Genomic DNA, 12,042 nt, shown 5'->3' with positions numbered 1-12,042 from the left:
TAGGCAAGCAGGATCTTGCCGCAGGCGGCGGCGTGCAGCGGAAACGCCTTGCCAGTCTCCGCCACCAGCTTGATGGTGCGCTCCGGCTCCACTTTGTCCTGACAAATGCCGCGAAATCCATCCAGCACCAGCAGCAAAATAGTCTGTTGGCTCTTCTCGCAAAGAATGTTCATTTCTACATGGGCGCAACGCGTAAGTTCCTGTTTCAAATGCCACGTATTGACCAGGTTTAGAAGTTTAAAAGAGATCCTGTAATTTTGGGACGTATGATCCTGGGTAACCCAGCCGTCAGAGGCGAGAGAATCTAATATCCTCTGTACCGAGCTTTTAGGGATAGAGGTACGAAAGGCCAGTTCTCTAATGTCCAGCGTCTCTTCACTTTTAAGCATATTTTCTATAATACTCATAACTCTTAACGAATTACCCATAGTATCATCTTCTTATTTTTTCAAATCTGGGACATCTGTCCTAAATTATATGCAGGATATACTTATATGTCAACGACAAGAATAATTGGGTCAAAAATTGGTTAATTTAGTTAATTTATCTGATATGAGATCGCCTTCTGCCGTCAGCAAGGCCGATATTCGTGTTATATAAATGAAAACTCAGACGTCGGTTCAAAAATGTCTCAAACAAGCAGATATTGTCTTTAACAGATGTCGCACAAGCCTGCTGGATGTAAGACGGAGGAGAAAACCTCCTCCGTCTTAAAAAACAAATCGGCTATTTGCCCGAAATAGGGCCAGCAACCACGACGATTTTGCCGCCTTTTATCGCGGCTATGTATTCGTCTATCTGGAGCTGGTTCTTAGCGTCAAAATAGGCCTTGCCCTGCGGCCCTGTGTACTTGATCGACGCAAGTGCGTCGCGGACCTTGGCTTTGTCAGTGGAGTCGGCCTTTGCTATTGCCAGCGCCAACATCTTTACGCAGTCATAGCCAGCCTGAGCATATTTTTCCGGTTCGCCTTTATAGAGCGCCTTATAGGCGGTCAAGAATTTTTTAGCCGCAGGATTCGGTATTCCGGCAACGAAACGGCATGCGCCGACAATCCCGTTTGCATTGTTACGCGCAAGCTCAATGAATTTATCATTAAACGTGCCTCCGGTAGCATCCATGACAAGCATTTTGCCGCCAAGCCCCATTTCGTTGAATTGAGCTAAAAGCCTCGAAAGGTCTATCGTCTCACCAAAGACGCACAAACCGTCCGCCCCAGACATTTTAAGCTTTGTCACTATTGGATAATAATCTGTCTCTCCCTGGTTGAAATACTCGGTAAATACAGCTTTGCCTCCGTATTTTTTGAGCTCCGCGTTGAAGGCGTCAACAGAACCGCGCCCGTAGTCGGTGTTGATTGCAATATAGGCCCATTTGGTGATTTTCTTGTCCTTCACAGCCCATTTTGTGAAGGCATTTGCTATCATAGCGGAGTTGTCACAGCCGCGGAACATCCATTTGTTGCCCATTTCGGTGATTTTAGGAGCGAGAGAGATCGGGGTGATAAGCGGCGTCTGTGAACGCTGCGCAACATCCATCATTGCAAGGGTGCAGGAGCTTCCAAAATCTCCTATCACGCCGACCACCTTTTGCATTCCAACAAGTTTCTCCATAGCCGCTACGGACGTAGCCGGAATATTTGCGCTGTCCTCTATCATAATTTCAACTTTATTCCCCTTGATGCCGCCTGCGCCGTTGATTTCCTTAACAGCCATCTCAATACCATTCAGCGTTAAGCGTCCGTCATAAGCTATGGGCCCCGTAGTCGGCATTACCACACCAATTTTAATTGGTCCCTTCGGTATCGACGCATTGGCCCCCACCGCACACACACAAACCGCCAGCATTGCCGCCATGAAAAATGAAACTAATTTCTTCACTAAAAACACCTCCGTTTATTTTATTCCTACATGCTAAGGTAGGATGTACGCGCTTAGTAATTTGCAAGAAACATACTCGCTATCATCTATTATTACTTGGCCCGCGTCAGGAGCCGCGGCGCTCTAATCTTTGATGGAAGCCGATATTTTTCGGAAATGGGCAGAGAATGAGTGGCCTTTTCTGCGGTATTATTTGTACTGGGCAAGTTGCTCATTATCTCATCTTCTTATATTCTCAGACTCGGGACATTTGTCCTATATCTGTGCTTGAATACTTACGCGCTCTATTAAAGAGCAGCATTATCAAAAATTTATCAAAAAATTTCATCTGTTTTATCATTCTAGTTTCAAACTTTTCATCGGCTGCAATAAGCACGGTTTCACAGGACACTCGTAGCCTTGTCTATAATGAGATAATATGTAAAATAGAAACCGAAAACATTGTATGGCGCAGTTGAAAAGAGGGGGGCTAATGACGCTGATGAATGGTGATTTCAAAAGAAAGCCGGCCTTTACGCTTGTAGAGGTGTTGATTGTGTTGGTGCTGGTCGGGATACTGGCTGGGCTTGTGATGCTCAGTTCTGGAGCAACTATTGATACGAGCCAGCGCGCCGTCTGCGCCGCAAACCGCCGCACGATAAAGAGCGCCTACTCCGTAGAAAGCGCGGGAAGCGGCAAAAATTTCAACGAGAATCTTAAAAACGCGATGGAGCAGTTTGCACAGGCGGCGCACAATAATATGGACGTCGCCTCCGACGAAGCGATATACACTGGCATCTGCCCCGCTAACGGCATCTACCTTATAAACATCAACGACGACGGCAAGCTGAACGTTTTTTGCAGTATTGAGGGACATGGCGGAGATGAAAAAGAAATACTGGACATTAAGACTCTGTACGAGAAAGTTTTAGAAAAATACAGACAGCTTGCTGGCAACAACAAGCATCCAAGCGGCTCAGAGCTAATGGAAAAACTGCGGCACGATTTTCCAGAAATTTTTAATCTTCCCTTCTCTTACGGCGGGAAGGAGTTGTATCTGAAATCGGATGTGAAATGGGACGGCAACGCTTTACTGTATGCCAGTGAAAAAACATACGATAATGGAAACTACAAATTCGTAGCCGAGTATGTATATGACAATCGCAATGATAAGTGGTACAAGTGCTCACCGAGCTTGGCGACAAGCTCAATCGGCAACTTTAAGACCATCTACAACGCGATTGACACGGGCAAGCCCGTGATCGGAAACAAAGGGGAAGAGATAACAGTTTCGTTCACCGAAGTTCCTGACTTCAAACCTTTCTAGCGGCGCCGCGTCCGCAAACTATATAAAAAGACCAGGCCGGCCGCCGTGCAGCTGACGAGCGCTAGCTTGGTCTTTTATATACAAACCAAATTTAATTTTTCGACCGCAGCACAAAAAGCGTTATCTCGGACGGCACTCCCAGCCGCAGCGCGAAGCCGTTCCATAAAAGCGTCCCGGGGCTGACGTAGAGCTTCATGCCTCCTACCTGATGCAATCCTCTGACGAAACCTCCGTTGAAGTGCGCGATAAAGCGATCAAAGCCGAGCACCATGCCGCCGTGAGTGTGGCCGGAGAGCTGCATGTCCACGCCTGCGGCCGCGTTTTTGGCGGCGGCGCTCGGGCGGTGGGCCATGAGAATGACGGGCGCACGGCGCGGCGCTTCCTTTAGCGCAAGCGTTACGTCCGGGCCTTGCGCGCCGAACTTTTCCGCAGCTTCGTCTGTTACGCCCGCTATTATTATTTGCGCGCCGTTTGCCGTGATGACGCGGTGGCTGTTGTCGAGCATGGTTATGCCAAGTTCTTTAAATTTTTTCGCCCACTCGCCGTAGCCCGAGTAATATTCATGGTTTCCCGCCGCGGCGTAGACGCCGTGTACCGCCACCAGACGCCGTAACGGGTAGACGTCGCGTTCTCTGTTTGACGCAGCTCCGTCTATCATGTCACCGTTGAGCAGGACGACATCCGGCGAGAGCGCGTTTGTCTTTTCAACTATCGCCTCTATGAGCGGAGCCTTGTTCATCGCGCTCACGTGAAGGTCGGCAAGCAACGCCACCGTCATTCCGTCAAGCGCTTTCGGCAGGCGGTCAAGCGTCACCTCGAGCCTCTTTACCTCTGGCACGCGCATCGCGTTCCATGTCCCGTAAAGCGAAAGCGTCACGGCAAGAACAAGCGCAACAGCCGACGCGGCCACTCGCGGAAAGACGCGCGCAAAAGGCGCCAGCTTCCACGAAAGCCAAATCAGATCCTTTGCCGCAAGCACGAAAAAAAGCAGGAAAAAGGTACTATAGAGCCACGAGGAAAACACAAGCACCGACTGCGGCAGCTCGGGCGAGAAAAACATGCCCCCGCCTAGTTTCTGCAATATGAGGCCGCGTAACGAAACAAGAAGCAAGAGCGCAAGCCCCGCCAGTTTAACGCCGCGGGGAATGGCAAGCGGCGCAAGAAGGCTCAAAAATTCGTAAGCCGACAGCGCCCCCGCTGCAAGCAAAAGGGCAAACGGCATCAGCGCCCTCTTTCGTAGTAAATCATTTTATAGACTTCGCAATTCCGTAAGATCATCCCAGCCCCAGCCGCGCCTTTACCGGCAGCAAAAGCTCCGGGGCGTCCGCCGTCACCATCAGAACGTCGTTTGGCGCAAGCGTCGTGTTGCCGCTCGGCGTGACGCTTCCGCAGCACTCTCTTTGGATTATCAATATCCTTGTGCCAGACGGGAATTTAAGGTCTTTAACCATCTGTCCGACCGCCGCGCAGCCAGGCAGAACGCGCAGTTCGTACAGAGCGCCGCTTATTTCGTCCGCGTAGTCGGTGAAGGTGCGCGCCACCAGGCTTTTGTCTTCGTCGTCAAGCTGCCCCAGCATCCTTGCAATGGGCCGCAGCATGGAACCCTGAATAATGACGGAGGTGAGCGAGATGAAGAAGACTAAATTGAAGATGGCAGAGCCAGCGGGCACCCCCTCCGTCAACGCATAAACGGCAAAGACTATCGAAGAGGCGCCGCGAAAGCCGACCCACGAAACGAGCAGCTTTCCTTTAAACGAGTAGTCGAAGAAGTAAAGCAGCGGAAAGACGGCAAGCGGGCGCACGACAAACATCAGCACGGCCGATATCATAAGGCCGGGTATCATCACCGGAGGCAGTTGAGAGGGGAAGACTAAGAGCCCCAGCGTCAAAAAGACCGTTATCTGCATGAGCCACGAAAACCCGTCAAAGAAACGTACCGTCGCCTTTTTTTGATACATGGCGCTGTTGCCCATGACGATGCCAGCCGTGTATATCCCAAGAAACCCGTTGCCGTGCATTATCTGCACCGCAGAATAAATGAAGGCGGCGATGACGACCGCGACCACGGGATAAAGCCCGTCGCTGCCAAGGCGCACCCGGCTCATTATTTCCGCGCCCGCTCGCCCCAAAACATACCCCGCGGCAAGCCCGACCGCCCCTTGCAGCAAAAGCATCTTCGCAAGGGAGAAAAAGCCTTTTTCTGGAGACAACAGAAGCGCAAGCGTCGCTATCGTCATCATATAGGCCGCGGGGTCGTTCGCGCTGCTTTCAAGTTCAAGCAGCGGAGCCAAGTTCCCCTTTAAATTGAGCCCGTTTGAGCGCAAAATAGAAAAGACGGAAGCTGCATCCGTACAAGAGACCACGGAGCCGAGCAAAAGCCCCTCAAGGAGCGTAAAGCCCACTAGAAAATGTGCCGCCACACCTACCAGCACCGCGGTTATGACGACGCCCGCGGTGGCAAGCAGCGTGCCCGGCACAAGCACATCCTTTATGGAACCCCACCTTGTCGCCATGCCGCCCGCAAACAAAATGTAGCAGATGGCGATGTTTCCGATATTCGCCGCGAGCTTCGCGCCGTCGAAATAAACTCCGCCAACGCCGTCCGACCCCAGGAACATGCCCGCAAATATAAAGAAAACAAGGACCGGTATCCCGATCTTTGTAAGAAATCGGCTGAAAATGATGCAAAAAAGAAGGATAGCCGATACGAAGAGGATCATATTGTCCGCCGTAACCATAAGCGACACCCGCCCTCCCGTTGTTTTGTATAAATTTAACACAAACATATAGCTATTGCTATTATTATTGTTATTTGTGATTATTACATGAAAGGGAGCGCCTTGACGTTAATCCAACATATACACTCTGGATTTTTTATCTCCCTGTTCCTCGAGCAACCCCTCTTCGACCATCTGTCTCAGAATACGTTTTGTGGTCGATTCTGCAAGGGGCAAAATTTCTCTCGCTTCCTTGTTTGAGATGCGGCCATTGTTCTTTACGTACGCAAGTACTAAATCCTGCCGCTCCTGTTTTATCGGCTTCTTATCGGCCTTTTTTATCGGCTTCTTATCGGCCCTCTCTATCGGTTTTTTATAATTTTTCCTATAAAGAACGGCGCGAAAGGTATCTCCTATCTCTAAAAATTCCGGCCTAGGCAGTCCGTACTCTTCCGCACGTTTCAAAATCCTTTGAATTCCTGTGCCCCATGCCTCTATTAGTTCCATCCGGCTGAATATTTCCGCTACCGCACGGTTTCTGATTTTTGAGCGGCCGCTCATTGCCACCTCTAAGGTTAACCCCCCATAGAGCATTCCTGGAGAGGTAATCTCTAAACGATCGTCATAGAGTGCCACCTGAACACAGGAGTCATCCATAAAATTGCGGTGGCACTGGGCGTTGACTATCATTTCTCTAATGGCTGCGACAGGAAGTTCATATCGGTCTTTTCTGATTAACCCTTCAATCTCTGATCCTCTATTGATATGACGCAGTACAAACTGATAGGCCAGCTCAATTTGTTCATATAAAGGACCTGAACATTCTTTTTTATCAATAAAAACATCCCTGTCGGTTCCTTTAAACAACGCGCACTGCACCTTGGCAAACCTAAAGTAATTGCTCGTCAACAATACAAAAGCATTAGTGGCAAGAAGTTCAGTTTCAGTTTTCTTCAGGATTTTCCAGTTTAACAGTTGCTCTTTTGTTACGTCTGGTATAATCCTTTTTTCTTCTTCGGAAGAAACGGCATTGAGCATGTGTTCTTTGATGTCTTTGCACAATCCTTCCACCGCTTCATGTGTAACTGTATACCCGACACAAATCTGTTCGTCCCAAGAACATTTTGCGCCTTCTATCTCTAATTCTTTGATTTTTACAGCCTCAGCCAACCGAGAGGTACTCCCAAGGCGAATATAAGTTCCCCGCTCTTTCCCAGAACTTTTCAAATAGTAGGGACGGTTCGCGCCGGGAGAAATATCCACTACAACGATGCTTTTTCCATCTATAGTCTGAAACGTGATGTCTGGTACAATTTGTGGCTCGCAACAATCCGAGACAACGTTAGCGATGCTGTCCATAATCTCAAAAACGGATTCTTTATCAACTCCGATTACGTCCCTTGTCTCGTCGTCAATGCCAATAATAAGTTTTCCTCCGCTGGTGTTGGCAAAGGCAATGATAGATTTCACGTACCGTTCACTTTTTTGTGGGAGCACGGATTTAAATTCTATGTTTTTTGATTCACCATGTAAAATTTCTTCAAGCATCATCCTAATTCACCTCACATGGTGATTATACTAAGAACTTTAAAGCAAAGACAATATTCTTGCCCTCTCTTTCGCAGCCCTATTGCTCGCACCTTCATGCGGGCAGATGGAATTAACTGTGGTACGGTTGTAAAAATCGGTAATTTTTAATGTTTTTTCTTGGCGTTTCTTTTATACTAGCCTTATGTGAGGCGTTACAAAAAATCAAGGAGGAATTACCGTGAAAAAGTTTATAGGCATCATCGCGGCAGCTGCTTTTGCGGCGACGCTTGGGATAGGCGCTGTCTGTGCGGACGCGGCCAGCTTTATCGGCGAGGCAAAGGCGAAGGAGATCGCGCTGAAGCACGCGGGAGTCACCGCGCAGCAGGCTCAGTTCACAAAGATGAAGCTCGACAGGGAGTTGGGACACTCGGAATATGAGCTGGAGTTTTACGCGGGCGGCGCGGAATACGACTATGAGATAGACGCGACGACCGGCGCGGTGCGTTCCTTCTCGCGTGAAGCAAAGGCGGCTCCCGCGCAGAACGCGGCGCAGCCCGGTCTGATCGGCGACGCTAAGGCGAAGAAGATCGCGCTTTCAAGGGTGCCTGGCGCAACCGAGAAGGAGATAACAAAATTTCATCTCGACCATGAGAACGGCATACAGGTCTACGAGGGCGAGATCGTCCACAATATGAAAAAATACGACTTTGAAATCGACGCAAAAAGCGGCGAAGTCATCAAGTGGGAACTCGACGATTAAAAAATTCGCAGGCTGACGAGGTCAGCCCTTTTTACGGCGGAAAAATACAGGCGGGCGCTTTTGCGTCCGCCCTTTTTTATGAAAAGAGGATAAGCAGTTGGTAGTAGGCGATCATGGAGAGGCAGAAGAGCAGCGATGGCACGATCGTTTTTCGCACCAGTTCGCCCAGCGTTATGTGGAAGTAGTCCGCCGCCACGACTAGACAGACGTGCGTGGGAGAGATGAGGCTCGCCGAATGGCACATGCACATGAGCAGCACCATGAGCGGCACGCCTCCGTCGATGGCGGCGAAGGCAAGCGGCGTGCCAAGCGCGATGATGCCGTTGCTGCCGCTGATGATGCCTCCAAGGAAGAATATGAGCGCGAAGATGAGGGCGGGCTGTAGCGGAAGTGTTGAAAGCGTCTCGGGCAGCGCCTGCAGCACGCCAGTGTGGTCGATAAATTCTTTCAGCACAAGCACGAGAAAGGTGTTCAAAAGCAGCTTCATTTCAAAAGAACGGCGCGCCATTGAGAGCAGATCCCCCGCTGTGAAGCGATAGACGAACGCGGCCGCGACAAGGACGACGAGCACCGCTGGAACGACGGAAAACTTGCCGACCAATATCAACGCCAGGATCAAGAGCAGCGACCATAGATGCCGAAGCAGAGCAAGAGTCTCGCGCAGAGGGCCGCCGCTTTGCCTGCCGCCCGTTTCTTTTGGCAGTCTGCCGATGTATGGATAGTATCCAAGCAGCACGAGGACGACAAGCGGCACTATCATGCCGAGCATGAATTTAGGCAGCGGCACGCCGGAGAGCGTCGACATCAAGAGCACGCCGGAGTAGGTGGGGAGCGTGCTTTCCGGGATATGCCGGAACCAGCTCGCTACAAAGGCCTGCTCTTTACGGTCAAGATACCCCTGCGTAGAATCTTTGACGATGTCGCCGCACAGTATCATAGCCGCGGCGGATGGCAGCAGCCCTATGAAGAGCGGCGCGCCGGCGGCGTTGACGCGGCGGTTGTGAAATATCCCGTTTAAGTCCTGCTGTGCAAGCTTGATTTGTCCGCGCGCTTCAAGCATCCTTTGCAGGAATGTTATCAGGTAGAGCGAAACGAGCACTGAGAAGAGGTCCCAGTTCGTAAATACATTCATCGTGCGCAAAATGATAGCGGCGGGCGTGATATGGTAGAGAAATACCGTGACGGCAAGGCCGCCCAGTATGGCCTGATAGAGGGGGCGGCGAAGGGCCAACAGCAAGACGATGACGAAAAAAACTATTCCAAGGTATGCGAGCTGAGCCGTCATGAATCATCCCCCCAGACATTTAAAATACCATATCCATGATACGGTTCCGCGACAGAGCATAGGAGAAAGGCTTCGCGCTGTCAATCTACGGCTGTGCGCCGCGCGTTTTTGAAAACCATATTTTACGCACAGAGTCCCCATAATATCCCTATGATTTTATGATAAAGTAAAGCTGTATATATAAAATAAAATCTGTACGGAGGGTTTGGGCATGGACTATAAAAAGTATCTCAAATTTCGTTCGGTCTGTATCGCGGCGGCCTGTGCCGCGGCGGTGACGCTTGCTGTTTTTGTAGCGCCTGTGCTTGGAAGCAGGGAGCGGGATTTTCTTGTGCGTTCGTTTTCACCGCAGGGCGTGGTGACGGGGGCGGCTGAGATAAAGGTACTTTTTAACCACGCCGCCGTCTCGGACGACGCAGTGGGCGCGGCGCTTGCGCCGTCCGCTTTTCCTTTTGTATTCAGCCCTGCGGTCTCCGGCTCCGGCAGATGGGAGGACGCTTCGACCTTCGTCTTTACGCCAAGCGGCGGCCGGCTGTCGCCCGCTACGAGATACACCGCCTCTGCGCGCGCGGAGCTGCGCGATAGGGAGGGCGAGGCTCTCTTTGGCACGCAAATATTCACCTTCAGCACTCCAGCGCTTGCCTTTCGCGGTGCGAAGCAGACGGATTTCGACCCGCAGAGCGGCAGGACCGTCTTTGAGCTTGAATTTTCTCTTCCAGTTTCGCCGGCGCGTCTGCGCGGGTACGCAGAGGTGCGCGACGGAGGCGGCCAGCCGCTCAATTTCTCAATAAATCAAGGCCCTGCGTCGAAAAAAATCAGCCTGACGCTTGAAGCGCTTGCCAATAAGCAGACGGAGCTGCGCATAGCGGCGGGGCTTCCCTCGGAGGCTGGGCCGCTCGGCCTCGAAAAGGAGGCGCGCGTGAAGCTGGCCCGTTCTCTTGTTATGGAACTGCGCGACAGCTCCGCCGAATCTGGAATGGACGGCGGCCGCATTATTATTGATACGACCGCGCCCGTTGAGCTTTCAAAGGCCGCCTCGTTCATCGAGATATCGCCCGCTTCGGCCTTCACGGTGGAGCCGGTCGACGGCGGATTTGCAATAGCCGGCGCTTTTAAGCCTCAGGACAGGGTGAAGGTGACTATAAAAAAAGGGCTGCCGTCAGCCGCTGGAAAAACCCTCGCAAAGGAATGGAGCCGCGCCTTTATCTTCCCCGACATCGCTCCGTCGGTGCGATTCGCGCGTCCCGGCCGCGTCATTTCTCCAGCGGATTCTCTGCGAGTGGCGCTTGAAGCCGTAAATTACGACAAGCTGAATATAATAATCTGGCAGCTCTACGACAATAACATCGCGTATGCGATGCGCAATGAATGGGGCGGCTATCCCACCGATCTTTCGCGCCTTATCGCAAACAAGGACTACATCGTCCGCGCCGCTCCCAATGAAACGGCGCGCCGCGCGCTCGACCTTAAACCGCTGCTTGGCGGCAAAAAGGGCGTATTTCTCATTGTCGCTCAGGGACGCGGAAATGAATGGAGCGAGGCGCGCCAGACGGTGAACATCACTGACCTCGGCCTCACGGTAAAGGCCGGCGCGGACAGTGCGCTTGCGCGGGTGCTTTCTGTCTCCTCCGCAAAGGCCGTCCCGGGAACGAAGGTGACGCTGTGGTCATGGTCTAATCAGATAGTGGGCGAGGGGCGAACGGATAAAAACGGCATGGCGAACATCACGCTAAAAGATGCCGCGGAGAAGGGCGCGCCCGTCATAGCGCTTGCCGAAAAGGACAAAGACGTCTCCTACGTGCGGTTGGAAAACGGGCTTTACAACGGCAATGACGACTTCGACACCTCCGGCATGCCTTGGCTGCGCGGCTATTCCGCCTTCTGCTACGCGCCGCGCGACATCTTCCGGCCCGGTGAGAGCGTTCCTCTCTTCGCCGTCGTGCGCGGCAAAGACGGCAAAGCTCCGGCCCCCTTCCCGCTCACGATGAAGGTCTATTCTCCAAGCGGCAAACTGTGGAAAAGCCACAGCGCGAAGCTCTCGCAGGAGGGAAGCTTCGCCGCCTCGGTGAATATCCCAGCAGACGCCCCCACCGGCCCGTGGCACGTCGCGCTCTGCGTGCCGGGCGACGATTCGCCGATAGGATACAAAGACATTTACATTGAAGAATTCGCCGCGCCCAGGCTTTTTGTTGAGACGGCGGCCAAACCCGCGGCGCTCACGGGCAACGGCAGGGCGCAGATATCCGTATCCGCGCGCTACACCTTTGGCAACCCCGCAGCCGGTATGCGCTGGGAGACGGAGCTGCGCACGATAGACCGCACCTTTGCTCATAAAAATTGGAAAAGTTTCTCGTTCCGTGACGAAGAAAAGAAGTTCGTCCCAGAGAACTCTTTTCTCGCCTCTGGCACGCTAAACGGTGCGGGCGCAGCAAAAACTGCGCTTTCCGGCGTAAGCTGGAGCGCGCCATCGATGCTCGACCTTTCGGTGCGCGCCGGCGTCATGGACGACGGAGGCCGCTGGACCTACAAGACGCTTACGATACCGTGGTATCCTTCGGCGGTGATG

The 12,042-nt window shown here is 52.1% G+C and carries 9 protein-coding genes; 3 read left to right on the top strand and 6 right to left on the bottom strand.

The features are described 5' to 3' along the window. Together RRY12_11625 and RRY12_11620 are read right to left on the bottom strand one after the other, a co-directional pair. Positions 1–407, bottom strand: a 407-nt coding sequence (locus RRY12_11625) for a helix-turn-helix domain-containing protein (protein MEG2185321.1), incomplete at its 3' end; no start/stop codon positions are given. Positions 408–726: 319 nt separating this feature from the next. After that, positions 727–1,878, bottom strand: coding sequence for an ABC transporter substrate-binding protein (locus tag RRY12_11620; protein MEG2185320.1), 1,152 nt, complete (start codon positions 1,876–1,878; stop codon positions 727–729). 472 nt (positions 1,879–2,350) lie between these two features. On the opposite strand from RRY12_11620, the gene RRY12_11615 reads away from it, so the two are divergent. After that, a complete protein-coding gene (locus RRY12_11615) occupies positions 2,351–3,184 on the top strand; it encodes a prepilin-type N-terminal cleavage/methylation domain-containing protein (protein ID MEG2185319.1) in 834 nt (277 codons plus the stop codon). Positions 3,185–3,275: 91 nt separating this feature from the next. Here the strand turns inward: RRY12_11615 and RRY12_11610 are convergent, their stop codons facing one another. The 3 genes from RRY12_11610 to RRY12_11600 form a co-directional block, all read right to left on the bottom strand. Then, the gene (locus RRY12_11610; GenBank protein ID MEG2185318.1) at positions 3,276–4,406 is read right to left on the bottom strand and encodes a metallophosphoesterase; all 1,131 of its coding nucleotides are present in this window, start codon (positions 4,404–4,406) and stop codon (positions 3,276–3,278) included. Positions 4,407–4,458: 52 nt separating this feature from the next. Continuing rightward, the gene (locus RRY12_11605) at positions 4,459–5,922 is read right to left on the bottom strand and encodes a potassium/proton antiporter (protein ID MEG2185317.1); all 1,464 of its coding nucleotides are present in this window, start codon (positions 5,920–5,922) and stop codon (positions 4,459–4,461) included. 108 nt (positions 5,923–6,030) lie between these two features. Continuing rightward, entirely contained in the window at positions 6,031–7,452 is a 1,422-nt protein-coding gene (locus tag RRY12_11600; GenBank protein ID MEG2185316.1) for an ATP-binding protein, read from the bottom strand. Between the two features lie 217 nt (positions 7,453–7,669). On the opposite strand from RRY12_11600, the gene RRY12_11595 reads away from it, so the two are divergent. After that, positions 7,670–8,191, top strand: a complete 522-nt coding sequence (locus RRY12_11595) for a PepSY domain-containing protein (protein ID MEG2185315.1) — start codon at positions 7,670–7,672, stop codon at positions 8,189–8,191. 76 nt (positions 8,192–8,267) lie between these two features. Here the strand turns inward: RRY12_11595 and RRY12_11590 are convergent, their stop codons facing one another. Continuing rightward, positions 8,268–9,476, bottom strand: coding sequence for a DUF401 family protein (locus tag RRY12_11590; GenBank protein ID MEG2185314.1), 1,209 nt, complete (start codon positions 9,474–9,476; stop codon positions 8,268–8,270). Positions 9,477–9,687: 211 nt separating this feature from the next. Between RRY12_11590 and RRY12_11585 the strand changes: the two genes are divergently transcribed. Continuing rightward, positions 9,688–12,042, top strand: a 2,355-nt coding sequence (locus tag RRY12_11585; GenBank protein ID MEG2185313.1) for an MG2 domain-containing protein, incomplete at its 3' end; no start/stop codon positions are given.

The organism is Cloacibacillus sp. (assembly GCA_036655895.1).
Lineage (GTDB): Bacteria > Synergistota > Synergistia > Synergistales > Synergistaceae > JAVVPF01.
This window is presented reverse-complemented; position numbering and strand designations above follow the sequence as displayed.